Raw genomic sequence first — 25,899 nt, 5'->3', positions numbered from 1 at the left:
TGTTAAAATTGTCAAAATATTTAGTTTGATTTCATATAAGAATATCTTTATGATAATGTTGCTTAATTTAATATTATTCAGTCAATCTCTTATTGCACAAAACGGCTCAGTTCGCTGGAGCGAGCCATCAAACCTTACTATATTAAATTCATCTTCAGATGATTTTGCCCCTCATTTTGATAAATTCAGGTATTTACTATATTTCAATTCCGACAGAGAGGGTAAGTCGTATTTTTATTCCGCAAGATTAAATGACGCAAGCGGTTTTGCTGATATGAGAATCATGAAAAGTGAAATAAATAAATCAGGCAAAAATCAATCTTATATCAGTGTTCCAAATTCAGGAGAGGCATATTACAGTTCTTACCGGCAGTCAGACAAGCAGTCATATCTGAATATTTACAAAACAGTTTACCAAAAGAACAGCTGGACAGGTGCATTTGTCGTGGATAGTCTCAAACATGACTCATTCTGCTCGCACGTAACTGTATCTCCTGATGGAAGTTTGATGGTATTTTCATCCACACGCTCAGGTAATATTGACGATATTGACCTCTGGATGTCTTTCAGGAATGAATCGGGATTTTGGAGTGCGCCCGTTGCTCTTGACGAACTTAACTCACCTGGTAATGAAATTACACCCTACCTGCACACAACCGATACATTGTATTTTTCCTCAGACGGATATGAAGGTCCGGGAGGCTTTGATATTTATTATACTACCAGAATTGGTGGCAGGTGGGAAAGACCCCGCCCTGTAACTGACTTGAATACTGAATTTAATGAATCTGATTTTACTTTGCTGCCGGACGAAAGGGCAATTTTTGCTTCGGACAGACCAGGTGGATTTGGAGGTTTAGACCTTTATATATCAAGTAAACTTGAAAGGCATGTAAAAAATATTACTAACCATATTTCGGATATTAGTATCAAGACTCAGGTTTCTAATATTATTGCTGAAAAACAAAGTAAAGTGAGGAAATTTCCGGCATTTCATTTCTTTGCAGCACAATCTTTTGAATTGGCTGTAAATACAAGTCAAAATGAAATTGACTCATTAATTTTTGCATATCCGGAAATTATTACAGGCTTTCTTAGAGATAATCCTGATGAAAAGATGATAATTGATTCATCTGAGTATAATAATGTCGTATCGTCATTCTTCGAATCAAGGGGTATTTCACAAGAAAGAATATTGTTCCAAAAGTCATTATCTGCCAAGGATTTAATTAAGATTAAGCTGCTTAGCGGGGAGCCTTTGCCAATACTCGAATTATCCCGGAATACATATTCTTACAAGCCTCCGGTTTTGGAAATTAGCATTGATTCAAGAAAGCAAATCAGTGAAGGACAGCATAGAATTAATTTTCGTACAGGGCAAAGTAAACATAATATTCCAATAGAATCAAATACGCTGCCACTCCGAGATATAATCAGTCTCGATGAATATGAAAACGAAGTATATAATTCGGATTCTGTGATAATAAATTATCAAATTACCAACAACAACGAAACTCTTGCCTATGCCGAGAGAGTGCTTTTTGTTAGCAGACAACAATTTAGAGAGCCTGAATTATCAAGTGACAAATCAGGAAATTTTGAAGAATTTATTTTTATTTTGCCAAACAATATTTTTTTTGAAAGTGATTATTTTTCTCCTAATTATCTGAATTTAATCCTTGAAAGTATGATTTTGAGTAATAAAGTCATAATCGAATATTTCAATCCTGCTATGAAATCACAGGCAGAAAAAGTAAAGGAACTTTTGATTTCTTCAGGGCAAATCAAAAAAAATATTATAACTGTACAGCAGATAGATTATTACGAAAATAAAGTATTTAGTCATAATATTGCACCAATGATTATTAGAGTAAAGGTTTATAAATTGTTATGATAAATGCTATACTATCATGTTTCAAGCAATATGCGGCTTTTGGTGAGACTACTCTTGATACTTTGGGAGTTAACCGGCAGGGCGGTTTAATTCGATTTATGTAGTTTTAAAATAAGAATTAATTTAAAATGTCATTCTTCTTTTTGATTGGAGGACATTATGCAGATAAAACTAACATTAAATGATGGACTTGCTAAACAGCTTTTAGACTTTTATAACACTGATGATTTGAATAGTGTAATTAATAATATTCTGGAAGAAAAAGTTGCTCAAAAAGATAATAAGATTGAGGATTTTTTCGGAAAAATTGAATATTTTGAGGATTACGATTATAAATCAATGAGGAATCGGAGTGCAAGTCTTAGTTGATACATCAGTTTGGTCAATTGTCTTCAGAAAAAAGAAACTTAGTGAAATTGAGCAAATTGTGTCAATGGAACTTCGACAGCTTATTGATACCGGTGCCGTTGAAATTATTGGTGCAATTCGGCAAGAAATTCTTTTAGGAATTACATCAAATGATATTTTTCTCTCGCTCAAAATAGCGATGCAAAAATTCAAGGATTTAGATTTGAATACTGAGATTTATGAAAAAGCTGCTGAAAATTATAATATTTGTCGCAAGAATGGAATACAAGGTTCTCATATAGATTTTTTAATTTGTGCAACCTCAACCTTTTATCAAATCCCAATATTTACTCTTGATAAAGATTTTGATTTGTACAAACGTTATTTACCAATTTCATTATATATAGTAAAATCTTCGCAAAATTAGGTAAATCAATATTACTATGAAAGCAGACGGAACACTCTTGAACTTCAAACAATATGCAGCATTTGGTGAGCAAACTCACGATACCTTGGGGGTGACCAGGCAGGGCATTTACAAATTGAGAATTGATAATGGAAAATTGACAATGAATAGGCAGGAAAATATAGCGAATTATACAATCGGTAATTGTCAATTAGCGTTCGATTCGCTGTGGGAAAAATATTTTGGGTGGACGCCGTATCAGTATTGTATGAATAAAATAAATTAGCATTAGATTTCAAGAATTTTAGTATTTTTTATCGGTGGATTTAAAGTAATTTATCCTGATAATTATGAAAAAATATAATTATGTTTAAATTTTTTGTAAAGATGTTGGGGTCTATTTCACCTATTAGTAAAATTTATTTGTTGAAAATTCGTAATACTGTATATCAGTATGTACGTATTTAAAATATCAAGTGATTAAAATGATAGCGAACCAAACATCAATGATTTCAATAAGAGTTACAAATCTTGAACGAGAAAAATTTAAACTGCTTTCCGGACTTGAGAATAAATCCGTTACTCAAGTAATAAAAGAATTAGTTGATAAAGCACTTGATTCAAAAAAGCTGACTGCAACCGATATACGAAAACTCTCTAAAGAGTCACGAGCTGCATTACTTAAGCAGATGTCGGAAGTCTCAATACCCATTTATAATAAGTACAAAAATGAACTTTTTGTAGAAGAAATTATGGATGGTATTGAATAAAATGCAATATAATGAATATAAACAAGGTGATATTTGTCTGATAGATTTTAATCCAACAATTGGTGATGAAATAAAAAAAATCCGTCCTGCTATTATTATTAATGGTGATTTTGCAGTTGGTTTAGAATTGAAAATTGTTGCACCAATAACAAGTTGGAAAAACGATTTTGAACAAATCTGGTGGTTAGTAAATTTAAAACCATCTAAAATCAATGGTCTTGATAACGAAAGTGCAGTAAACTGCTATCAATTAAGATGCGTTTCAACTGAAAGAATAATTAGAAAAATTGGTTACGAGATAAATGAATTGGAAAATATTATTGCTACTTCACAAAATTGCATCGAAATTTTATGAAGATTATTAGTAATAAATTGATTACTGAGAAAGAAGGATATGAAGCTATGCTTTATATGCTATTGGAGTATTGGAAATCCACAGGTTCCAATGATTTGACGAATATTCTCAGTGGTGGAGAATATATTGAGAAAGATACACCAGCGGATTCAGCTTTTTGGAAATATTGGCTTGATGCAATTGAAAAGGTTAAAAAAAAATGGCTCACCAACATATAAAACTCAATTAATATTTATTCATATTTCCATTTCCATCTGAAGCAGAATATTCCTGAGGTCGATGAAGTTGATAATGAAACACAAAAATTGAAAAAAACTAGGTAATATGGAGATATTTTAAAATGAATAACAATGTAAAACTAGTCCCATTAATTTTATTGATTATTTTTTGCAGTTGTGAAGTAAAAGATACGAATTATTATGTAGCTGCCACTCATTATTCAAATAAAGTGGTTTTACCTGGTCATTATTTACCAGATACTAATACAGCAGTTAAAATTGCTGAAGCCATATGGATTGCACATTTTGGTGATGATGTATTAAGGCAACTTCCTTATGAAGTAAATTTAGAGAGGGGAACAGACACGATTTGGCATATTAAAGGAACAGCATACTTTAGCAACGAACCTAATGTTTTATCATTTGGAGGTGTAGCGATGCTGTCAATTAGAAGTAAAGATTGTAAGATAATTGAACTAAATCATAGTGAATAAGGAGCTAATAAAAGTTAATTTATATTTTAGAAGAAAATAAAGTGTTACACTTCAAACAATATGCAGCTTTTGGTGAGACTACTCTTGATACTTTGGGAGTTACAAGGCAGGGCATTCAAAAATTGACAATGGATAATGAAAAATTGACAATGGTTTGGGTAACCACATTTCGACTTCGCTCAGTGCAGGTTATGTAAGAAAATACAACCCTTTGGGTGCTGGTCGTTTAATTCGATTTATGAAGTTTTAAAATAAGATTTAATTTAGAATGTCATTATTTTTTTTGATTGGAGGACATTATGCAAATTGAACTAACATTAAATGATGGACTTGCTAAACAGCTTTTAGACTTTTATAACACTGATGATTTGAATAGTGTAATTAATAATATTCTGAAAGAAAAAGTTGCCCAAAAAGATAACAAGATTGAGGATTTTTTCGGAAAAATTGAATATTTTGAGGATTACGATTATAAATCAATGAGGAATCGAAGTGCAAGTCTTAGTTGATACATCTGTTTGGTCACTAGTTTTTAGAAAAAAGAAACTTAGTGAAATTGAGCAAATTGTGTCAATGGAACTTCGACGGCTTATTGATACCGGTGCCGTTGAAATTATTGGTGCAATTAGACAAGAAATTCTTTCAGGAATTACATCAGATGATATTTTTCTCTCTCTCAAAATTGCGATGCAAAAATTCAAGGATTTAGATTTAGTATCTATATCAAGACCATTTTATAATAGCGATTCTAATAGAGTAGCGATATTCGTCTCCGTTATGAATTTTGGTCATGGTTCTGGTACTTTTTATTATTATCAGATATCTAATGACAAATTGATACTGAAAAGAAAGCAGACTGTGTTTAAATCATAATCAATGCAATTTTAATTTCTAAATAAATAAAAAATGAAAAGTTTAATATTTTTCTTTTGGTCTTCATTTCTGTCAATTAATTCAATTGATAAAGAAATATCCATATATAATTTTGTTTTAGATGATTTGGTAAAATTTTACTCAATTGATAGTATTCTTATTTTGAATGAACAAGGTTATTATTTCCCATCAAAGCACAAAGATTATCGAGTTGATGTGTTCAAAAAGATTGTTGAAAAAGGAAATAAAATTCTATCTGAGTCTGATAAAATCGAAAACTTTGGTACAATTTTGAAAAGCCCTATTATTAAATATAGGATTTCACAAGTAGAAATTGACACTTGTTTCCTAGATACTAATGCCAGTGCAGATAAAGGTTGGGAAATATTTTATGAAAAGTATCCACGCAGTTATGATATTATATCCTTATCTCCAATTATTTATACAAAGAAAGAATCCATAATCTTTATCTATTGTGCTTATATATTTGAAGGAAGAGGAGTTGGAGTTTTATATAAGTTAAAAAGGATTAAAAAAAGATGGAGTGTTGTAGATAGGCATAAAATGTGGGCAGGACACTAAAATGAAAACAGGTGGAACACTCTTGAACTTCAAACAATATGCGGCTTTTGGTGAAACTACTCTCGATACTTTGGGAGTTACACGGCAGAGCATTCAAAAATTGACAATTGATAATGTATAATTGACAATGAATAGGCAGGATAATATAGCGAACTATACTATCGGTAATTGCCAATTATCAATTGTAAATTGTCAATTAGCGACAGACCCACTATGGGAGAAGTATTATGGGTGGACGCCATATCAGTATTGTATGAATAAAATAAATTGATAAAAAGATTGTCATTAATGGTTAAAATGAATATAGGTGCAAAATGCAAACAGCAGAAATATATACAGATGAGTTGATGAGAAAGGCGTTGCTTCTTTCAGGATATGAAGATAAGAGAATAGTATTAGATGAATCTATTCGATTATTCATAGCATTTCAAGCACAAAACAAAATAGCTAAACTTAGGGGAAATATCAGTTGGGAAGGAGATTTAGAAACTCTTAGGTCTAACAATGATAATGGTTGATTCGTCTGTGTGGATAAACTTTTTTAGAGGGGTTAGCAATGAAACAACCGATAAATTATTCAATCTATTAAGAAGCGAATTAGTCTGTGTTGCTGACTTGATTGTTTTAGAGGTTCTTCAAGGAGTAAGTTCTGACAAAGAATTCAATGAAATAGAATTTTTGTTTAGAAATATGTTAAGTTTGAATATTTTGAACATGGAAACTGCAATCCAGTCAGCTCAAAATTTTAGATTCTTACGAAAGCGAGGTATCACAATACGTAAACTAAATGATTGTCTCATAGCAACTTATTGTATTGAAAACAATCTGACATTACTTCAAGACGACAAAGACTTTCTGCCTTTCAGAGATTTTCTTGGTTTACGCTTACTGACAAATTAATGACATTAATTATACAAAACTTCAAACAATATGCAGCTTTTGGTGAGCAAACTCTTGATACTTTGGGAGTTACGAGGCAGGGCTATATCGGTAAAGAGAAGGATGTAGAGAATAATCTGGGAGACCATGGAGTTAGGAAGTATGACCCGATAACAGGACGGTTTAATTCGATAGACCCTCTATTTGAGAAATATTATGGGTGGTCGCCGTATCAGAAAATTGGAAATAAAATAATTCAGGATACTTAATGTCTTATTTTAATAATTGAAACCACAATATCGAGAAATTTAAAATGAAAAAGATAATAAATTTCAAAATATATCAAGGTGAAAAATATTACGTAGCCGAATGTATTGATTTACCAATTGTTACGCAAGGTTTATCACTTGATGAAACTATGGCAAATATAAAAGAAGCGCTGTCGTTGCATTTAGAAGATGAAGATTTAAATACTCTGCATATAATGAACAATCCTGCTGTTTCTGTCAATTTTGATTTAGGCGAATTAGTTTATGCCTAAGCTGAAAGTATTATCTGGAAATGATGTTATCAAAATCTTTTTTTTATTTGATTTTGAAATAGCTTCACAAAAAGGTAGCCATTTAAAATTATCAAGAAAAACCAATTTTGGTAAACAAGTTATAACAATCCCAAATCACAATGAGTTAGATAAAGGCACTTTAAAAGCTATTATCAATCAAGCATCAAGATTTATCAGTGAAGATGAATTGTATATCCATTTTTACCATAAATAATTTGTTCTTTGAAATTCACAGAAGCCAATAGATAAACTTCAAACAATATGCAGCTTTCCATACGCAAATGATTACTAATATGAAAATAAATGAATTAACCTTTAAATTTGACTATTTGAATTATAAAGATTACTTTTGTAGTTCAAAAATAATTTAAATTGAAAATTTATCTTAAAAGGTTAAAATGACAAAGATATTAGAAGGGATAAAAGTCCTTGATTTGACGAATGTACTCAGTGGTCCTTATGCAACACTTCACTTGGCATTACTTGGTGCTGATGTAATTAAAATTGAAAATCCTAAAGGGGGCGACCTTGCACGAAATCTCGGCTGCGTACCGGAATACAATAAGAAACTTATGGGCACAAGTTTTACAGCCCAAAATGCAAATAAAAAATCACTTACTCTCAATCTAAAAGAGCCTGAAGCAAAGGAAATATTCTTGAAGCTTGCTAAAGATGCTGATGTTGTTGTCGAGAACTTCCGACCGGGTGTCATGAACAGATTGGGACTTGGATATGAGGATTTGAGCAAAATAAATTCCAAAATCATCTTTATGGCAATCTCAGGCTTCGGGCAGACCGGACCCGATGCAAACAAACCTGCTTATGACCAGATAATTCAAGGACTGAGCGGCGTGATGGCGGTCAATGGTGATGAAACTCTAAATCCTCTGCGCGCAGGCTTCCCGATTTGCGATACAGTAGGCGGTCTGAATGCTGCTTTTGCAGTGATGGCAGCACTATTTCACAGAGAGAGAACCGAAGAAGGGCAATTTATTGATATTGCTCTGCTTGATTCAATTATGCCTGCGATGGGATGGGTTGTTGCTAATCTTATGATAGGAGGTAGGCAACCTGAGCTTCTGGGTAATGATAATTTCAGTTCGGCTCCTTCCGGAACTTTCGAAACAAGTGACGGTTATATCAATATTGCTGCAAATAAGCAGGAGCAGTGGGAAAATTTGGCTGATATCTTAGGGCTTTCCGAGCTTAAAGAAGATGCAAGATTCAAAATTCGTGACGACAGAAAGAATAATCGCTTTGAACTTACACCGTACCTGAATGAAAAATTGAAAACAAATAATACAGAGTACTGGGTCAGTATTCTGAATGCAAATGGAATACCATCAGGTGCTATTCTGAAGCTGGGCGATGCTCTTAACCAAGAGCAGATTGAGCACCGAAATACCTTTAACACAGTTGATGTAGCTAATATAGGAAATGTTAAATTGTTCAATCTTACTGCGAAATTCAGCAAAACCCCGGGTCTTGTAGAAACGCCACCACCGGTGCTGTCTCAACATACTGATGAGATATTATCTGATTTGGGCTATGATGAATTTCAAAGAAATGAACTGCGAAACAAAGGTGTAATTTAGGATTTTGAAGAAATCATTTTGAACAAGTAAGTCGCTCTCAAGCAATGTGAGAGCGGCTTACTGAAATAATATAATTTGTCAAAATACTCATTTCTTATCCAACCTTCGCTTCTCTTTATATTCCTTAAAATCGAATTTGATGTAAGGATAGAAACGAATTACGTAAAAATCTCCATAAGATTTGGTTGACAGAAAGTCTCCCATAATTGAATTTATACAATTATTCATTTGTTCTGAATATTTATAGTCCGATAAACTTGAAATATTAAGTATTACGAATTATTCCTTCCTATCTACCTGATATGTATCCCGCTTTCTTTCTTGTTTTTCGCTTTGTTCTTATAAATGTATGCATCATAATAATAGGGGTCTATCTCAATTGCCTTATCGAAATATTTAATTGCAGTGCGTGAATCATTAAGATATTCCAACAGATAGTACCCATAAAAATAATTAGCACTTGCATTTAATATCTCATCTTTGAATACACTGCTAAGATATGCAGACCTGAATGCATCCCTCTCTGTAATTTCATATAGAATGATTTTAATGATTTTAATTTCAAGCGTTTGGTAACCAAGCTCGTATGCTTTAATAAAATCATCAAGAGATTTATTAAATTCCTTTTTCTTTAAATAATATAACCCTCTTTTAAAATAACATTCCGGTTCGTTGCTTAACTCAATAGCTTTTGCATAACAATACTCTGCGACACTGTCCTTACGACGATTTGATGAAGTCTCAGCTCTTATTAAATACCCATCAATATTTGTGGGGTCAAGTTTGATTATTTTTTCAGTTGATACTAAAATAGAATCATAATGATATATCGGTTCGATGAAACCAGCATAACTCATAGTTCTATCAAATGCCTGTTTCAAGACATTAATTACATTGCCGCTAAGGACATCAGAAGAGGTTATTGTTGCAATATATTTTACATTGATATATTTATTTTGCTTATCTTTTTCTTTCTCAATACCATGAAAAATCTTTGCTTTTAATAGTTCTGCATCAATATTTTGGGGTGATTTATGTAAAACCATATTAGCAAAATTCAAAGCCCGTACAAAATTCTTAACACCATAATAACACAGCCCAAGAGACAGTATAGCATCTGTTCGCCCTGAATCAGCGGAAACCACATTATTGAAATGTTCAATTGCATCGTAATACAATGAATCAAAATAATAGTCATATGCCTTTTCTAATTCAATATCAATAAAATCGGGTTGAATTTGTTTCCATGCAATTAAATCCTCATTTCCTTCCTTTGATTTCTTTGAATCTAACATCTGTTTTGCTCTTCCGCGATAAATATATGCTCCGGTAAATTTATCATTCAGGTTAATTGCAATACTGAAATCATCAATTGCAGGTAAAAACAATCCTGCATTCATTTTACACATCCCTCTGTAATAAAACGCAGAATCATAATCAGGGTATATGATTACCAGAGAATCAAAATGACAGATAGTATTTTCAATAGCTTCATTATCGATACGTGCCTTACAAGATTGAAGCATGAATTCTTTATGACTTTTTGACTTTTCCGCTAATTTTTTATATAAATCAGATGCACCGATGAATAACCCCATCTTTTTAAAACAATTGGCTGTATATAGCATAGCCTCAAGATTATTCGAATTTAATTGCGTTACTTTTTCGAAGTCTTTAAGAGCTTGGGAGTATAAATTAAAATTGTATTTCAAAACACCTGAGCGGTAAAAAGCCAAACTGAAATCATCTTTATTATAAATTGCTTTCCGATAATTTAAAATTGCAGTATCTAAGTAATATAACTTCTCATATGCCAAACCTTTACCATAAAAAGCCAGATAATTCTCAGCTTCAATTTCAAGTGCTCGATTAAAAAATTGGATTGCATCCAGATAATTTCCATTTGATAATTGCGAGTTACCTTCAATAATCAAATCATTTACATCCTCAGTAGCGAAGTTACCATAACTCAGAAACGGCATCATCACAATCAATAACCAAATAAATCTTTTCATAATTCAAATGAGTATATTTTCAATTCTCAAAATTAATGAAAATTATTGAAATATGAAAGGGAAAAATATTTACATCAAAAAATGCTTAAATAAATGATAATAAATTCTACCATATTGTACTTACTAATCCTGAATTTTGAATCCTTTCATCTTTTGTTATCAGAGAGCAATCATTCAATATAGCAGTGGCTGTTATAATTCTATCAGCGGGGTCACCATGGAAAGTATTTCCCAATTTTGCGGCTTTGATAGAAATTTCCGGTGATAGAGGTAAAAGTAAAACATTAGATAGTGCTAAATTAATCCATTCATCAATCGGGAAGCTAAATCCGATACGTTTTTTCTCAATCAACATCGCTACTTCCCAGCATGATATGGCACTTATACCGCAAATATCAATGTCTTTGATAGTGCTGAGTGCATTATTACTTAGATACGGCGATTCGGTAACAAACCATATATCCAGGCATGTGTATCAAGAATTACCATTACTCAGAATCCCAATTATCATCAATTGGACTTAAAATATCATTTTTAAATATAATACTGCCTTTAAGAATATTTGCAGGTTCTGGATTCTTCACAAGTGAAATCCTAAATAAAGGTTTACTGTTTTTTAAAATCAATATTTCATTATTAGTCTTGGCAATATTCTCTAAATAATGTTTAGAGTTTTCATTAAAACTTGTGTAAGAAACAGTATTCATAATAATCCTCAATTAATTTATTAAATATCTTGACGTATTAAATCAAATCGAATTTTTTTAACAATATAGTTTTATAAGTATTAGTCGCCTCCAAGAAATTTGAGAGCGGATTATTGAAATAATAAATATCACTTATTAAATTTGTATTTCATTTGATTACAAGTCCGATGAAGCTATTATTGAAGCAAGTTTAATACTTAAAAGATGCAATTATCTTTGGTTGATAGCGTCTAAAAGCTAATATTAATAATTAACGATAGGTTTAGATATGCTAGATTTGAAATTACATATAACATCAAATCCTGAAGTGCTTTTTGGAAAACCTGCTATTAAAAATACACGTATTGTTGTTGATTTGATTCTTGAAAAAATGGCTTTCGGTGATTCAATTGAAGAACTACTTGATTCTTACCCATCAATAACAATTGATGATATAAATGCTTGCTTACTCTTTGCTGCAGAAACCATAAAAAATGAAATCGTAATTCCTCGAGCATCATAAATGATTGTAGTTGCCGATGAAAATATTGATTTTCATATAATGAAATGTTATACTAAAAAAAGCCACCCCAAGACTAATTCGGAGTGGCTTATTTCATATTTCATCAGAATCATAAAATTCCGATTGCTAAATCATTCACAATGCTTTTTTACTTATTAACAAAATCAATGTACTTTATTATTTAAACAATGTATTTACACATTTGATAATGAATTTCCTTTCTTATCTTTTTTAATAATAATTAATAATGAAAATAATATCATTATGACTAAAAATATAAAACTAATTCTAATTCCGAAAAATCCATTTATGGATTCATCACGATAAAATTCAGCAAAAAATCTTTCAATACTGAATAGTAAAATATAAAGATAGAATATTTTGCCGCTACCTATGGATAACTTATTAAAGAATATAACTGATGCTATTATTAGTGTATTTACAAATAAAAAAATTGCTTCTGCAAATTGTAAGGGTAAATTTATATTCAATCCTGGAATTTCAACAATGCCTGAACAACATTGACCGTAGTAGCATCCGGTTTTTGCAATTACTTGAAAAAAAGCTCCGGGTAAAATAAATAAGTCTAAATACAATTTAATATTTTTGAACCATAGCTGATTAAACAAAATTGAAAAAACAAAGAATATCAGAATTGTAGAACCTAAATGTGAATGATTTTTAACATCAAAATCAAACGGAAAATTTGACTTATAAATCAGAGCATATCCTATTGTTCCAAAGATTAGTGTTAGTGAAATAAATAGAAAATAAAGATTAATAGATGTTATTATACTGAATTTATATTTTACAGCTAACTTGTATAATAACAGAATGGATAAAGTAAAACCTATATAATTAAAAAAACCGAAGTAATTGTTTAGTAATTCCATTATTTTTATATATTAATACGGCTATCAAAACTGAATTATACAATTATAATTTTTTCTGATAGCCGTTTATTTTACATTAATCATTTAATATAATATCAATTGAATTTTGAGAAAAAGCAAAAGCTCCGTACTGTTTTCCATTTGAGGCATAACCAAATTTATAGTTTCCTCTTCTTAGAAGGATTTTAAGAATGCCTGTTTTGAATTGTTGTAATTCACTTGCAGTAAAAGTATAAGTACCGGTATCAGCTATTACTTTATCTTCTATTCCGGGGTATAAAGGATCAGATGCCTCTGAAATTAACGTTAACATAACTGTCATATTCTTCGTAGGCTCCGGCGTCCATGTTACAGTCAATGAATTATCGTTATCATGTGCTGAACCATGCGAAGGCGAAAGAATGTTTGCATAATTAAGCGGATTTTCAAGTTCAAAAGATATTGCAGGAACGTCAACGCTACCCTGCACTACATATTCTTTATCATTTCCGTCTAAATCAACGATGTTTGAAAAATTATTATAAGAGCCATTTGAAGAATGTGTTAAATTATGGTTGGCTATCGAGACGTTACCCGCATAATCGAATAAATATGCATTATAATAATTACTGTATTCTGTACCAATGATAGAATACAAACTATCATTTGCATCAATCAATAATGATTGTTTTGATTTATAAACAAAAAATGAATAATGCAAATCATCCGGAATTCCATTTGATTGCATTATCAAACCTAACATATCTTTACCTGTGTTTTTAGTTGAATTATCATTCAATATGTTTTCACCGCACGACGATAAAATGATTGCCAACACTACAACCATTAATACAAATTTGTTTTTCATTAGTTTCTCCATATATATAATAAAATTAACAACTTAAATTGACAACTTTACATGGGACATCCACAGATACACCGGATTTGTCGCAAGGTGCTCTTGGCTTAGGTACAATATCAGAACTTACAATACATTGAATCCCGAACGTTGTACAACAATATGATATACAATTATATCTTATCGTTCCCTCTGCCGGATATGTAGAATATGTATAATTCCCGCCCTGACATGCAAATGGAGCGGAAATTGCTTCAGTCCAATGGGAATTGTAGCGGTTGTAATGATAAATAACATTATTATATGTGCAATTAGAATTACAATACGGTGGTCCCTCGACGAAAACACTTACAGTTACATATTTTATCATAGTTTCACAATCACACGCATAAGAAGTTATTATAAAAGTACTTATAATAAAGTACAAAATAAACGAAAGTATTTTCTTTTGAATCATAATTTCCTCCAATAATTATTAATAGTAACTTTTTTAAATGTTGCAACCTTAAATACATTGATAATGTATTTTTTCGGACGAAAAGTGACAAAATATTTTCACATTAAAATAAATTAATTGTTTAGGGGGGGGTAGAATATTTCTTAGTTTGTCTAAAAGTCGTTTGTGTCTTTGTTTTAGTGCTGCTTCACTCTTCTCATATATAAATGTCATTTCTTTAAAAGAATACCCCTCGTACCAATATTTCTGTAAGAATTCAATATCCTCTTCCAAGCAATACCCTGTCAAATGCTCTTTAATTTCCAACCATGATAAGTTTCTGTATGATTGATTAATATACTCTTCAGATATTGAATCAAAATTACAATTGTCACAAAAATCAATTTGTTTATATTGTTTATATTGATTCCGAAAAATATTATATGCAGTTTTGCAAATCCAATGCTTGAATGCAATAGGCGCATCAATTTTTATATTTTTTTGGTCATACATTACAAAAGCTTCAGTCAGAGCATCTTTAAGCATATCTGATTTAAAATTGCAATCAAGATGTATTCCATTGCAGCACAATATATTTATGGTATATGAATAAAACATTTGAAATATTTCATCATATTCATCTGAATCTAAAAAAGACTTATTCTCCAAATCAGAATTTTCTCGTTCCATTCAGTTTCCCTGATTTTTTTAATATCAAAAATAAGTAACACTCAAAATCAAAAATTATTTTAAATTTTCTAATAATTTTTCTGTTTTATGAATATTTCGTTTTTATTGTAACCAAAATTATTATTTAATAAAAAAGCCACCCCAAAACAATTTCGGAGTGGCTTTAATATATAATTTTCTAAACAATTATTTGTCGAGCAAATCATTGAAACGGCGTTCTTTGCGTCCTTTCCAGCTTTCTTTATGATAAGCATAGCCGACGATGAGAGGCATAGCTATTGTAGCTTCAGAAAATACCATCTGCTCCCATGTAGTTTCAACTTTACCCCATGAGCTTGCTTCTTTGAGTGTAGAGCCGGACAATGCACCGTCACGCTCGTCAGCAACTGTAATCTGAACTGCATATTTGTGCATATCTGCTTCTATGCCAAGCACTTCAGCAGCTACAACAACATCCTGAATGAAATTCTTTGGAACGCCGCCACCAATCATAAAAATACCTGAATCTCCTACTTCAATTTTTGTTTTTGTAAGCTCGAGGAAATCTTTTGCTGAGTCAATAGCAACAACTTCACCCTTTGCATAATACTGATGATGAACTAATCCGAAACCGGCTGAACAATCTGAAAACGCAGGGCAGAAAATTGGAACACCCTTTTCATAAGCAGTACGAATGATTGAACCTTCGCCTTTGTTATTCATCACAAGCCATTTACCCATTTCGCGGATAAATTCACGTGAGCTGTATGAACCCGGCTCCATTGAATTGGCGATTTCAGCTACTGTCATATCGCAAACGCGTAAGTCTTCCTCGTCAATATAAGTGTCATAAATGCGGTCAATCATAAGCTCGCGAAGTTCGTTATCATCTACAAACGGAGTACCCTGATAATGTCTGAAACCAAGAGCTTCGAGGAAATCCTGGTCAACAATATTTGCACCGGTCGAAACAATTGCATCGCACATATTGTTTTCGAGCATGTCCACGACAACTTTTTTCAGACCCGCACTGATAAGCGAACCGGCGAGAGTAAGATAAGAAACACACTCCTTATCATCCATCATCATATTAAATATTTTTGCTGCACGGTTCAGGTTGCGGGCTTGAAATGCCATCTTGCCCATGGCATCAACCATTTCCACATTGTTAAATTTTGTAATGTCAATATGCTCAACAAGCGTTTCTTTGTTCAGAAATTTGCTTTTATCCGACATTTTGTTTCCTTAATTATAAAATTTGAAAAGATTTGCTTTACTATTTATAATTAATGTAACACGATTACAAGCATTAAGTATTATATATTATTAAATTTTCAACAATTTTAATTTTGCTAATAACTTAATCCTGAAAAATCATATTTTCAATAAAATTTATACTTATGGCAGTTGAATTGTGATGCGGAATAAACGCTTATATTTTATAGAATTCTTAGTATTAATATCTCCTTTATTTAGTCAATCGAATTAACCTGCTGATTTAAATCGAAATCGTCAGCGCTAAGTCCATAGGTTCTCATCCAGTAGTCTTTTGTGAATTTTACTCCGGCATTTACAAGTTTTATATCGCGGTCAATTTTGTTCAGATTGTCTGAATCATTTATAACGAATTTGAAGCATGGCGAAATTGTCTCACCAAAATTTATCTTAACTATGTAATCAATCAATTCATTTATTGTATTCTCAACAATTTTTGTATCAGCTGCTATAACTTCCCTCCTTACTCTGAAATGCGTCTGAGCCGCAGCAAAAGAGCCCGAATGAAGCTCTGTTGTCAGAGTTTCTGATAGAATAGTCTTGCTGATTTCAGCATTGCAATGATTTATCATTTCGCGATAAAGCTCAACAGAAGAATTTCTCGCCGCTTCTTTGATGTCAATATTGATATCCATAGGCGTAACAATGACTGTATCTTCGGTCATTTCTGCAAGCGCTTCGGCAAGCTTTTCAGATTCAGCCTGAGTTGCACCGCGGTTATACTGTCCAATTAGCAGAGGCATACCATATTTTTCCATATAGTTGACCCAAAATCTGATGCAGGAATTTTTGAAAGTAACATTCCAGTAGCATTTTGAAAGCAAACTATTTCCATAAGGATTCAACAAATCGGCTTCAAAAGTAGTTAGAAGAAATTTATATTCAGGGACCAATTTGGACTCTTTTCCAAAAACGGGCTTGAAAATCAACTTCCCGTTTGTATCGAAAGCAAAAATCTCCTGAGGTCTCAGAGCAATATCCTTCAGAGTTAGCTTCGCAGGATTTGATTTGTCATTTTGCCAAATAATTTCATGAACCTGAAATCCAAAATACGGCGCATCAAGAATTTCAGAAATAATTCTATTCAAATTTATACCTGCAAGAGTCTTCTCAATAAAATCCATAACCTTCTGCTCAGAATTATTAGAATCAATAAAGTAATCCAGATTTAAAGTTCCACTTTTTCTGGATTGAAGACAGCTCCAGACATGAGAATCATTTCTCAGGTCTCGCAAAACCTGATAAGTATGACCTGATTTTCTAAGAATTTTGTCAGGATTCGGGAGAATTCCGATGCGATTTACAAAAGATTGCAGATTAGATGATTTAACAAGTTCATCTGTTAAGTATTTCATTATTTATTCCAATTAATATTAAATTACTACACCTGTAATTATACCCAAAACAAATCCTATAAGCACATATAAAGGATTTTCCCACCAATCCTTCTGCTCAATAACAAAAAGTTCTTTAGTCAATAACTGAACTGCAATTGAGTCAGTACGACTTCGGAGCGAAATAGCAAAATTATTTTCGGGATAGCTGTATTCAATAGTGATTGTATCGCTTGATGTCACAGTATCGGCTGCGGCTAAGAAGCTTAAAGAACTGTCATTTTGCATAAAAGATTTGTACTTGCCCGATAGTTTTTCGATTGATATATTCCGCTCCGGGACTTCAATATAAATTGTATCAATTATTGTGATAAATTTCGATTGAGACTGTTCAGACTTAGTTCCAATTAACAGGTATATACCAATAATAAGCATAAGCATCAGCAGAATTATCAAAATTAAAAATATATTTTTCATTGAGTTTATTACAATTGTTTACTTAAAAAAACAATGATATCACAATCAACAGGTGTATCATCAAAATTCACATCGAGCGAGTTGTCAAAATTCATCGAAAACATCCTATTTACAGGAATAATTTTCTCCGAATCACCACTTATGGTCTCGCTTGTAATGACACTATCTATTCCAATACCAACAGAAATTGAGAGATCAGCCAAATTATGATTGTTGCAGTAAATGTAATCAACTGAATATCCGGCTGTTATTGCGCCCGAAAGTGACAAATCGCCATTAGTATTTTTTAGAGGAATAATGACCTTTTCAGTATTGAAACAAGCTTGCATACCACCATTTATTTTGCCATGATTTTCCTGTAGAGAACTGTCATACCAATAATATCTGCCAAAATTTGTTGGCAACAAAGCAAGTGCTATATCGGTTTTCATTATACTCAATTCATAATTCGGCATATTTCCATTACCATAATTTCTCAATAATTCACTATTTGACAGCGAATCATTAATATATATTAACGAAACCACAGATAATTTTGAAAAGTCCGAATTAGCAGGATTTTTTCCTACTATCAGAGGCGATATATTCCCTTGTGGAGTATTAAGAATTGTAAAATCAAACGATTCAACTTCATTATTTATGCAGAGTATCAAAGTCCTGACATCATGATTATACGAAACAGCTATTTGATAAATCTCTCCTTCGCTCAACAAACGACTATGAGTCGCAGTAAGATATTTTGAGCCGTCACCTATAGAAAAGCCAAGTGTTCCGTAGTCACAGAAAATCGTCCATCCGGTATTTGATGAACGAATACCTTTGGCGGCTAAAACCCTAAATTCATCCATTTCATCAACTGAACATCTTAAAATTATCGAAAAATTTTCGCTGACATCAATTATCGTTCGGTGCGAAATTTCCAAGTAATCATCAGAACCATCAAAAGTATAGCAGGGCGCCGGCTGAGGCATACTATCGAGATTTATAAAATTGCTTATATCCGGTAAATCATCAAGACTGTTATAGCTTTTTTCAAAAAGTTCTGACAAATTATGATTATGAGATTGCGGGCTTTTGTCTGACAAAATCGCCGCTAAATCCGTTTGAAAATTAATACTTCCGGCGATATCGCCCCACTCGGGATTACCGGACAGTGAAGGGAACAGTTTAATTGGCATATTTTTACCTGTAAATAATATTGATATTCATTTTCCCATAAGTTGCTGAATTTGCAGTATAAACAAACCTGACATATCCGAACCGCTGAGTAACAACCAAACAAAGTGCATCATTAAGATTACTACCGCTATCAATGGCTATATTCTTTACAAATATTGGTAATCGCCCATCTTCAGAACATTCAATTTTAATTATGGGATATATATCAGAACCAAAAATCGCATTCTCCCAAAAAATCTCAAAAGTTGAAGCACTGACAAATCTGTTACTTCCTATTAATTCAATCTTCATTGGTACCCAATCCGATGTTCTGCTTATCGCTGCATCATGGTTTCTAAAGACCTCGCTAATCATATTCTACTCCACAAAAGCCTACCAATCCTGCAACTTCCAGCCTGCCAATCAGATGATAGATATTACGCCGTTTAATTGCAACCCCTTCTTCGCCACTTTCAAGCCTGACATTAAATCCAACAGTTTTCACCCAGCCGGCTTTGCCAGTTTCGATAACCCGCTCAATATGACCGCGCCAGGAGCTGCCTCTCATTCTCCATATTATCAAATCATGCCGTTTTGGATTATTCGGGACATTTTTCCCATTCATTTTTGCATAAGACAGAATTTTTCTGCTCAATCCTGTTTTTGGAATTGGAATTTCTTTGTTACTGAGATTCAGAATTTTGGTAGCCTTCACAAAGCAGTAATACTGCCCTGCAGCACAGTAAGGATTTCCAGCCGGAAGCCCTACAGACTGCAAGTATTTTTCAACAATACCTTTATTGCTTCGACTCTCAACTATTCCGATTTCACCCATCATTATTTCCTCAGATGTAATCAGTAATTCTAAATTGCAATTAATTAAATATTTTTCAATTCCATATAAATTTACTGATGTAATTATCAGGGTGCAAACTGCGCAATATAAACCCCAAGCACTGTTAAGCCGACGCATATATGTACTCCCGTAAAAATTTGACCGACATTATATATTTCCTGCTGAGTGAAATCAATTGAAGTATAAACCTTCAGCGCCACAGCCGAAAGAGCAATAGCCAGAGATTCGACAGCTATAATCAAGAAAAATGTGCGCAATTCAGTCTTAGCAGGCGAAAGCAATAGCAAAGAAATAATTGCAAGAAATAACCAGATGCTGTTTCTAATGATGAAATCCTTAATTTTTCCGATGTTATTTATCATGATTCTTCTCCGTTATCATATTAGTAATTTTAAAAATATTCTGTCTGTCACCGATAGAAATTTTACCCATAGCAATATCCTCAAGCAATTTGAAAGATTGAATTTTCAATCTTAGCAGAGTATTGGGAAGTTCATTAAACCGATAGTAATTTTCAGAGAGCAAAACAATTGCCAAATCGGCAGAAATTTTATTGATTAGTGGCGGCACCTCAACGGTCGGAATTGTGACTCTGCCATAAGTGTATGCATTAATCAAACTATCTGCAAAGCCAATTGCCGCAAGAATCTTACTTTCATCAGGCGGGTCAGAGCCTGTAAGCCGGATAAGCTCACTTTCACCAATAAGTTCAGAAATATCAGTTATATCAGAATAGGACATACTTACTCCAAAGAAAAATTGAATCCGGCTGGAAATATTAACCAACCGGATATGTTTAAAAAATTTAGGAATGAATTAATATTACCCTTACAAACCCTGCCCCCGTAATTGTATCAAGGGACCTGCCGTTTACCTGCATAATTCCTGTGGCTTTCTTTGCTTTACCGTCTGTATCCGATGTCAACAAATCCCCTGCATCAATCGCTACAGACGATTCAACTACAGCAATGCCGATGGTTATAATAGACGCCTGCTCACCGGAAAGCCATTTGGAATCTGTTACACCCAGAGATTTGCTTTCGGAAGCACATACTCCACCGTTAAAATCAACAAAACGGTTAGGAAGTAAATCTTCATCAGCTTCAATAGTAATATAATTAAGAGGATGGTAGGTTTTATTATTTGCAGACATAATTATTCTCCTTCAGTTATAGTTTGAAATGCACCTTTAATCAGAAATGCAGCATCGCTTCCAGTAATGGCTATACCATAATTGTCAGTATTTCTGATTACTTTGATTTTGCCACCATTTTCGTAATAAGTATCAATTTCCGGCATACCTTCTCTTTGAAATGTGTAGCCCCAGCTTGGATTAAATTCATTCCGCTTACCTTTTGGTGATTTATCCACATAAGCCAGAATGACATTACCGCCCCAAATGTCACTGAAAGTATTGCCATCTTCAGTATGTACACTCATCCCAACATGAATAGTATCAATATTCAGTAGCTTGGTAAGTATTTCATCCGTCACTTTAGCCAGCCCGGAATACTGTACAAGCGAAGATATATTTGGGTGAGCAAGTAGCGCATTATAAACACTGATGCCCATTACAATCGTATTTGGATAACGTGCTATTTTATTGCGTACAGAATTCATTGCATCATTAATTACATCAAGCGGATTTACAGAAGAGTCGTAATTATTAAATGCGTCTGCTTCAGCTAATTCCTCGACCATTCCTAATGAGTAATTCGATGTATTCTGAGCCAAATCAGCTGCATCTTTTTCTTTACCGAGCTTGAGAATATCACCAAGATTTTTGGCTATTCTCTGCTCATATCTGAAATAATCAGGTGATTCTTCTTCTTCGAGGTAATCAATTGCTGTTTCGATATCACGCTCTCGGGTTTCAAATGTAACAAGCTCAAAATCTGCAGGCTGGATTCTGTTTGAGCTTGCTCTTACAGCTCTGTCAGTCGAACGTACCACAAAAGCATCTTTCCCGAAGGAAGGAATTTTACCTTTAAGTTTGGATACTGTTACAGTTGGAAATAATATTTCCGCTATGAATGCAGGATTTTCATAACCCTGAGCGATAGTGGTCAGGACTGGGTCAACCAATCGCAAATCATCAATTCTTGATGTTGCCATAATTTTCCTTAAATTTTAAATTATTAAATAAATAGTACTAATAAGCTAATAGCAATGCGTCTTCGTAGCTTAGTTCGGGGTTTTCTCTGAGTATGCCTAATGCTTTGATATGTATTGAATTTCGTTCAGGTATCAATCTCTGTTCCGTTAACTGAAAATTTTCTGATTTCGTGAGTAATTGACTATAAATCAGTGATTTGGTGATTTGTGCAAATTCATTAATAAATTCCTCTGAATCCGGAGTATTTATATTTTCAACCCCTGAGTTGCGAACACTCTTCTGCAAAATTTCTAGCAAATGCAAAAGAGGTTTTCTATATTCACCTGCTATTTTAGATAATCCTACCTTGCTGAATGTTGAATCAATAAGAAAGTTATTCTCAATTTCTCTAAGCTTGTTTTCATAATCATCAACCTTCTTTCTTAGTGTATCATTTTGCTCTTTGAGGGAATTCAGAATTTCGTTATCAGCTTTGATATTACCTGATAACCAAGCTGAATCATCTAATTTACTGAAATTGCTTACAGCTGAGTATTTCATTGGATTAAGTCCTTCAACTGCCGGCTGAGCAGCACCCAAAAATCCTAAATGCAGAAAATTCAATGCAGAATCAAGAGCAATCGATACATTCCTGAATTTTTCTGATTCCAAAGATTTCTGAAATTCTTCATCTGTTATTGAAATGTCAGCAAGAAGAGTGTTTCCGCGCCTGAATAGACGTTTAACCCAACCTTTGGCTTCGTCCGCATTTTCAGGATGACCTATAACAACAGGTGCTTCTGAATTCGGATTTTCGCTAATTCGGGTTTGATAATTTTGGACAATTATATCCAAATTTTGAGATGTATATTCGCCGGTAATTCCATTTGAGTCAGTATGATTACCTGCTCTGAATATTTCTAAATACATTGCAATTCCTTTTTAATCTGTAAATAAATCACAATGCGAAAGTAATATTATTAAGGTTTAATAGAAATGAATTTATTTTAAATTATTTTTAAATAAACATTACAAATAATTTGTCAAAATTTATTGAAATAATATTGAGGGTTTCAGAAAAGTGTATTTCAGAACAAGACAAAAAAATATTTTGAGATTTTTTTCATTTTCATGTGTTACTATTATTGAAAAGAATGTTATTTTTGAAAAAGTATTTTTGAAATGTAAAATTTTATAAGAATTTTTGACAAATTTATTTGGTTTTATATTTCTGCAAATAATATTTGAGGTAAATTTGAACACTAAAGGTGAAATTGTTATTTATCAAAATAGCGAAAGTAAATTACAAGTGGAAGTAAAGTTGCTTGATGATACACTATGGCTTTCATTAAATCAAATTTCGGCACTGTTTGGACGAGATAAATCCTCTATATCAAGGCATATTCGAAATATATTTAAGACCGGGGAGCTTGATATGAACTCAACTGTTGCAAAATTTGCAACAGTTCAAACTGAGGGTTCAAGAAAAATTGAAAGAATAATAGAGTTTTATAATCTTGATGTGATTATTTCAGTTGGTTATCGGGTCAATTCCAAAGAGGGTACACAATTCAGAATTTGGGCAAATAATGTTTTAAAGAACTATTTAATTAAAGGATTTGCTATCAACGAAAATTCCATCAGGAAAGAACGTTCAATGCTTGTTGAATTAAAACAAGTTATCAAATTCATAAGTGAAAATAATTTGTCTGATATGATTGATGATGAAATCAAGACCGATTTTATGAGAATTCTTGATAAATATTCATCTGCTTTATTTATTCTTGATAGTTACGATAATCAGAAATTGAATAATTTTGCACACGAGAATGAAACATGTTATAAAATAGAATATGAAGAAGTTATCAAAATCATCGAAGAAATGCGAAAAGTAAATTTTGATACTCAACTTTTTGGATTAGAAAAAGATGAATCAATGAAAAGTTCAATTTCTGCAATTTATCAGACTTTCAATGGTAACGATTTGTACCCTTCTATACTTGAAAAAGCAGTAAACTTATTGTATTTTATAGTTAAAAATCACTCATTTGTGGACGGAAATAAGAGGATTGCTGCTTCAATATTTTTGTATTTTCTTAGTAAAAATGAGCGATTAAGCAAAGTTAATCTTGATAATAATCTTCTTGCTGCATTGACACTACTAATCGCCAATAGTAAACCAATTGAAAGAAAACTGATTACAAATATTATTACAACGATGCTACAACAGTTTTAATAATACTTTTAGTATTAATTATTGGAGATTACCTTATGAAACGGTATTTATTTTTAATCGCTGTGCTGTTAATCGGCACTCACTCTCTTTCTGCACAGGAAGACCCTAATCTGCTTTGGCAGACGACAGACCCACTCGGTTATTCAGGTTTTGTAATCCATCCGAATGGTAATATTATTGCCAATAGGAATTGTGAGTTTTTTGAAATTGATGGAAATACAGGACAACAGATACGTGCTTTTCCTGTACATTATGGGTTTACAACAATTCTGAGTGTTTCACAATCTTCAGATGGGAAATACTTTGCTGCTATTTATGCAGGAGGAGGTGATAGTGTTCTAATTTTTATTTCGGATTACGAAACAGGTGAAGTTTACAGGAAACTTAAAAATATTGGTGATAATCTTGATTTCTTCCCTGATAGTAAGAGATTGTTAATCACAACATTTGACCGAGGACATCCAAACGCTTCATTATCAATATATAATATTGAAGATGAAAGTTTTCAAAATTTTGGTGCAGGTTTTCCAACTGAAGTGTTTCAAAAAGTATCAATTTCAAATGACGGCAGATACTTTGCTACAGGCGGACGTTCTTATGGTGAAGATATAAATGGAGAAACAATCTACAATGTTCATCTTCGGCTTTGGGACGCAGTAACACTAAAACCAATCAAAGAACTTGCTAAGATTGGTGGCAACTTTGAAGTGCGAAGTATTAAATTCTCACCAGATGGAAAGTATGTGGGGTTTCATATACCATTTTCAGGTACATATATTTACAATTTACAAAACTTTTCACTTCAAATTAATTATTACATACACAATTTAGAATATCCTCCTTCTGCCTCATGTTTTTTACCAAATGACTTATTTGTTATGACTTCTCTTGCAAATAGTGAAAACGGAATTAAAAGGTATAATGTCATAAAGGATTTAAAAAACGATATGACAAAATATCGTTATTTCGGTAAAGTAAGTAGTGGACTTCCTCCATATTCATTGCTTGAATTCAACTCCTATAATAATTCATTGGTTTTGACTGGTGGGCATTTGTTTGCATTTGATTTGAATAAAATGCTGACAACATTAGTTGACGAATCACCTATTAAATCTGTTACAGTATATTACACCAAAGATACCTTAATTCTTACCGGATTAAATTCTATATCAGGTCAAATTAACATTACAATCAGTGACGTTTCAGGTAGAGTTGTCAAAAAACTTGATTCTCCTGTTTCTAATACTGAAATAATAATCCCGCTTAAACTTCCGAACGGAACTTACTTAATACACATACAGGACGGAAATCAGGAATTCACATCCAAATTTTTAGTTATGGAATAGTTGGTAATATAAATTAATTTTCAGATTAATGAAATAAATATAATTATCCACGTTATTATATTTATTATTAAACATATTCAGGTATA

Annotated in this window: 39 protein-coding genes and 1 pseudogene; 21 read left to right on the top strand and 19 right to left on the bottom strand. The window is 32.5% G+C overall.

Features of this window, described 5'->3' with window-relative positions; translation table 11 throughout:
- Nucleotides 1-55: 55 nt before the first annotated feature.
- From KF896_09450 to KF896_09365, 18 genes are all read left to right on the top strand, one after another.
- Complete coding sequence (locus tag KF896_09450) at nt 56-1,894, top strand: PD40 domain-containing protein (protein MBX3043930.1); 1,839 nt, start codon at nt 56-58, stop codon at nt 1,892-1,894.
- Nucleotides 1,895-2,053: 159 nt separating this feature from the next.
- A complete protein-coding gene (locus tag KF896_09445; protein MBX3043929.1) occupies nt 2,054-2,263 on the top strand; it encodes a hypothetical protein in 210 nt (69 codons plus the stop codon).
- The gene (locus KF896_09440) at nt 2,247-2,669 is read left to right on the top strand and encodes a PIN domain-containing protein (GenBank protein ID MBX3043928.1); all 423 of its coding nucleotides are present in this window, start codon (nt 2,247-2,249) and stop codon (nt 2,667-2,669) included. Before KF896_09445 ends, KF896_09440 begins: the two co-directional genes overlap by 17 nt.
- Nucleotides 2,670-2,685: 16 nt before the next feature.
- The gene (locus tag KF896_09435; protein MBX3043927.1) at nt 2,686-2,934 is read left to right on the top strand and encodes a hypothetical protein; all 249 of its coding nucleotides are present in this window, start codon (nt 2,686-2,688) and stop codon (nt 2,932-2,934) included.
- 199 nt (nt 2,935-3,133) lie between these two features.
- A complete protein-coding gene (locus KF896_09430) occupies nt 3,134-3,418 on the top strand; it encodes a hypothetical protein (protein ID MBX3043926.1) in 285 nt (94 codons plus the stop codon).
- A 1-nt stretch (nt 3,419) separates the two neighbouring features.
- Entirely contained in the window at nt 3,420-3,773 is a 354-nt protein-coding gene (locus tag KF896_09425; GenBank protein MBX3043925.1) for a type II toxin-antitoxin system PemK/MazF family toxin, read from the top strand.
- Nucleotides 3,770-3,991 (top strand): hypothetical protein, encoded by a 222-nt coding sequence (locus tag KF896_09420; GenBank protein MBX3043924.1) that lies wholly within the window; start codon nt 3,770-3,772, stop codon nt 3,989-3,991. The genes KF896_09425 and KF896_09420 overlap by 4 nt, the downstream gene beginning before the upstream one ends.
- A gap of 230 nt (nt 3,992-4,221) precedes the next feature.
- Nucleotides 4,222-4,485, top strand: coding sequence for a hypothetical protein (locus KF896_09415; GenBank protein ID MBX3043923.1), 264 nt, complete (start codon nt 4,222-4,224; stop codon nt 4,483-4,485).
- A gap of 41 nt (nt 4,486-4,526) precedes the next feature.
- Nucleotides 4,527-4,682 (top strand): hypothetical protein, encoded by a 156-nt coding sequence (locus tag KF896_09410; GenBank protein ID MBX3043922.1) that lies wholly within the window; start codon nt 4,527-4,529, stop codon nt 4,680-4,682.
- Between the two features lie 102 nt (nt 4,683-4,784).
- Entirely contained in the window at nt 4,785-4,994 is a 210-nt protein-coding gene (locus KF896_09405) for a hypothetical protein (protein ID MBX3043921.1), read from the top strand.
- Nucleotides 4,978-5,358, top strand: coding sequence for a hypothetical protein (locus KF896_09400; protein ID MBX3043920.1), 381 nt, complete (start codon nt 4,978-4,980; stop codon nt 5,356-5,358). Before KF896_09405 ends, KF896_09400 begins: the two co-directional genes overlap by 17 nt.
- 33 nt (nt 5,359-5,391) lie before the next feature.
- A complete protein-coding gene (locus KF896_09395; GenBank protein ID MBX3043919.1) occupies nt 5,392-5,940 on the top strand; it encodes a hypothetical protein in 549 nt (182 codons plus the stop codon).
- A gap of 347 nt (nt 5,941-6,287) precedes the next feature.
- Nucleotides 6,288-6,458 carry a type II toxin-antitoxin system VapB family antitoxin gene (locus KF896_09390; protein ID MBX3043918.1) on the top strand — a complete coding sequence of 57 codons (171 nt, stop codon included), beginning with the start codon at nt 6,288-6,290 and terminating at the stop codon, nt 6,456-6,458.
- Nucleotides 6,445-6,840 carry a PIN domain nuclease gene (locus tag KF896_09385; protein MBX3043917.1) on the top strand — a complete coding sequence of 132 codons (396 nt, stop codon included), beginning with the start codon at nt 6,445-6,447 and terminating at the stop codon, nt 6,838-6,840. The genes KF896_09390 and KF896_09385 overlap by 14 nt, the downstream gene beginning before the upstream one ends.
- Nucleotides 6,840-7,088, top strand: a complete 249-nt coding sequence (locus KF896_09380; GenBank protein MBX3043916.1) for a hypothetical protein — start codon at nt 6,840-6,842, stop codon at nt 7,086-7,088. Before KF896_09385 ends, KF896_09380 begins: the two co-directional genes overlap by 1 nt.
- Before the next feature lie 44 nt (nt 7,089-7,132).
- The gene (locus KF896_09375; protein MBX3043915.1) at nt 7,133-7,360 is read left to right on the top strand and encodes a type II toxin-antitoxin system HicB family antitoxin; all 228 of its coding nucleotides are present in this window, start codon (nt 7,133-7,135) and stop codon (nt 7,358-7,360) included.
- On the top strand, nt 7,353-7,595 hold the full coding sequence (locus KF896_09370; protein MBX3043914.1) for a type II toxin-antitoxin system HicA family toxin: 243 nt from the start codon (nt 7,353-7,355) through the stop codon (nt 7,593-7,595). The genes KF896_09375 and KF896_09370 overlap by 8 nt, the downstream gene beginning before the upstream one ends.
- Nucleotides 7,596-7,779: 184 nt before the next feature.
- Nucleotides 7,780-8,976, top strand: coding sequence for a CoA transferase (locus KF896_09365; GenBank protein ID MBX3043913.1), 1,197 nt, complete (start codon nt 7,780-7,782; stop codon nt 8,974-8,976).
- 87 nt (nt 8,977-9,063) lie between these two features.
- Here the strand turns inward: KF896_09365 and KF896_09360 are convergent, their stop codons facing one another.
- From KF896_09360 to KF896_09345, 4 genes and pseudogenes are all read right to left on the bottom strand, one after another.
- Nucleotides 9,064-9,204 carry a hypothetical protein gene (locus KF896_09360; GenBank protein ID MBX3043912.1) on the bottom strand — a complete coding sequence of 47 codons (141 nt, stop codon included), beginning with the start codon at nt 9,202-9,204 and terminating at the stop codon, nt 9,064-9,066.
- A 65-nt stretch (nt 9,205-9,269) separates the two neighbouring features.
- Entirely contained in the window at nt 9,270-10,991 is a 1,722-nt protein-coding gene (locus KF896_09355) for a hypothetical protein (protein MBX3043911.1), read from the bottom strand.
- Nucleotides 10,992-11,097: 106 nt separating this feature from the next.
- Nucleotides 11,098-11,480, bottom strand: a pseudogene (locus KF896_09350) (type II toxin-antitoxin system VapC family toxin).
- Nucleotides 11,480-11,698, bottom strand: a complete 219-nt coding sequence (locus tag KF896_09345; GenBank protein ID MBX3043910.1) for a hypothetical protein — start codon at nt 11,696-11,698, stop codon at nt 11,480-11,482. The pseudogene KF896_09350 and the gene KF896_09345 overlap by 1 nt, the downstream one beginning before the upstream one ends.
- A 268-nt stretch (nt 11,699-11,966) precedes the next feature.
- Here KF896_09345 and KF896_09340 point away from each other — a divergent pair, with 268 nt between their 5' ends.
- On the top strand, nt 11,967-12,200 hold the full coding sequence (locus KF896_09340) for a DUF433 domain-containing protein (protein MBX3043909.1): 234 nt from the start codon (nt 11,967-11,969) through the stop codon (nt 12,198-12,200).
- Nucleotides 12,201-12,394: 194 nt separating this feature from the next.
- On the opposite strand, the gene KF896_09335 is transcribed toward KF896_09340, so the two are convergent.
- The 15 genes from KF896_09335 to KF896_09265 form a co-directional block, all read right to left on the bottom strand.
- Nucleotides 12,395-13,093: a prolipoprotein diacylglyceryl transferase gene (locus KF896_09335; GenBank protein MBX3043908.1), complete on the bottom strand. Its 699-nt coding sequence runs from the start codon at nt 13,091-13,093 to the stop codon at nt 12,395-12,397.
- Between the two features lie 76 nt (nt 13,094-13,169).
- Nucleotides 13,170-13,940 (bottom strand): hypothetical protein, encoded by a 771-nt coding sequence (locus KF896_09330; protein MBX3043907.1) that lies wholly within the window; start codon nt 13,938-13,940, stop codon nt 13,170-13,172.
- Nucleotides 13,941-13,965: 25 nt separating this feature from the next.
- Entirely contained in the window at nt 13,966-14,388 is a 423-nt protein-coding gene (locus KF896_09325) for a hypothetical protein (GenBank protein ID MBX3043906.1), read from the bottom strand.
- A 48-nt stretch (nt 14,389-14,436) separates the two neighbouring features.
- Nucleotides 14,437-15,057, bottom strand: coding sequence for a sigma-70 family RNA polymerase sigma factor (locus KF896_09320; GenBank protein MBX3043905.1), 621 nt, complete (start codon nt 15,055-15,057; stop codon nt 14,437-14,439).
- A 186-nt stretch (nt 15,058-15,243) separates the two neighbouring features.
- On the bottom strand, nt 15,244-16,272 hold the full coding sequence (locus KF896_09315) for a deoxyhypusine synthase (GenBank protein ID MBX3043904.1): 1,029 nt from the start codon (nt 16,270-16,272) through the stop codon (nt 15,244-15,246).
- Between the two features lie 236 nt (nt 16,273-16,508).
- Nucleotides 16,509-17,666, bottom strand: a complete 1,158-nt coding sequence (locus KF896_09310) for a DUF935 family protein (protein ID MBX3043903.1) — start codon at nt 17,664-17,666, stop codon at nt 16,509-16,511.
- A gap of 18 nt (nt 17,667-17,684) precedes the next feature.
- Complete coding sequence (locus KF896_09305; protein MBX3043902.1) at nt 17,685-18,122, bottom strand: hypothetical protein; 438 nt, start codon at nt 18,120-18,122, stop codon at nt 17,685-17,687.
- A gap of 8 nt (nt 18,123-18,130) precedes the next feature.
- Nucleotides 18,131-19,300 (bottom strand): hypothetical protein, encoded by a 1,170-nt coding sequence (locus KF896_09300; GenBank protein MBX3043901.1) that lies wholly within the window; start codon nt 19,298-19,300, stop codon nt 18,131-18,133.
- A 4-nt stretch (nt 19,301-19,304) separates the two neighbouring features.
- Nucleotides 19,305-19,655 (bottom strand): hypothetical protein, encoded by a 351-nt coding sequence (locus tag KF896_09295; GenBank protein MBX3043900.1) that lies wholly within the window; start codon nt 19,653-19,655, stop codon nt 19,305-19,307.
- Nucleotides 19,648-20,253: a hypothetical protein gene (locus tag KF896_09290; GenBank protein ID MBX3043899.1), complete on the bottom strand. Its 606-nt coding sequence runs from the start codon at nt 20,251-20,253 to the stop codon at nt 19,648-19,650. The genes KF896_09295 and KF896_09290 overlap by 8 nt, the downstream gene beginning before the upstream one ends.
- Nucleotides 20,202-20,498, bottom strand: coding sequence for a hypothetical protein (locus tag KF896_09285; GenBank protein ID MBX3043898.1), 297 nt, complete (start codon nt 20,496-20,498; stop codon nt 20,202-20,204). The genes KF896_09290 and KF896_09285 overlap by 52 nt, the downstream gene beginning before the upstream one ends.
- Nucleotides 20,488-20,877: a DUF1320 domain-containing protein gene (locus KF896_09280; GenBank protein ID MBX3043897.1), complete on the bottom strand. Its 390-nt coding sequence runs from the start codon at nt 20,875-20,877 to the stop codon at nt 20,488-20,490. Before KF896_09280 ends, KF896_09285 begins: the two co-directional genes overlap by 11 nt.
- A 64-nt stretch (nt 20,878-20,941) precedes the next feature.
- Nucleotides 20,942-21,289, bottom strand: coding sequence for a DUF2190 family protein (locus KF896_09275; protein ID MBX3043896.1), 348 nt, complete (start codon nt 21,287-21,289; stop codon nt 20,942-20,944).
- 2 nt (nt 21,290-21,291) lie between these two features.
- Nucleotides 21,292-22,251 (bottom strand): hypothetical protein, encoded by a 960-nt coding sequence (locus KF896_09270; protein MBX3043895.1) that lies wholly within the window; start codon nt 22,249-22,251, stop codon nt 21,292-21,294.
- A gap of 37 nt (nt 22,252-22,288) precedes the next feature.
- On the bottom strand, nt 22,289-23,161 hold the full coding sequence (locus KF896_09265; protein MBX3043894.1) for a hypothetical protein: 873 nt from the start codon (nt 23,159-23,161) through the stop codon (nt 22,289-22,291).
- Between the two features lie 325 nt (nt 23,162-23,486).
- On the opposite strand from KF896_09265, the gene KF896_09260 reads away from it, so the two are divergent.
- The gene (locus KF896_09260) at nt 23,487-24,467 is read left to right on the top strand and encodes a virulence protein RhuM/Fic/DOC family protein (protein ID MBX3043893.1); all 981 of its coding nucleotides are present in this window, start codon (nt 23,487-23,489) and stop codon (nt 24,465-24,467) included.
- A gap of 35 nt (nt 24,468-24,502) precedes the next feature.
- Nucleotides 24,503-25,813, top strand: a complete 1,311-nt coding sequence (locus KF896_09255) for a T9SS type A sorting domain-containing protein (protein ID MBX3043892.1) — start codon at nt 24,503-24,505, stop codon at nt 25,811-25,813.
- The last annotated feature ends 86 nt before the right edge of the window (nt 25,814-25,899 follow it).

This window comes from Ignavibacteriota bacterium (assembly GCA_019637995.1).
Lineage (GTDB): Bacteria > Bacteroidota > Ignavibacteria > Kapaibacteriales > UBA2268 > JANJTB01.
The sequence above is the reverse complement of the archived record's forward strand: the minus strand, read 5'-3'. Positions and strand labels throughout refer to the sequence as shown.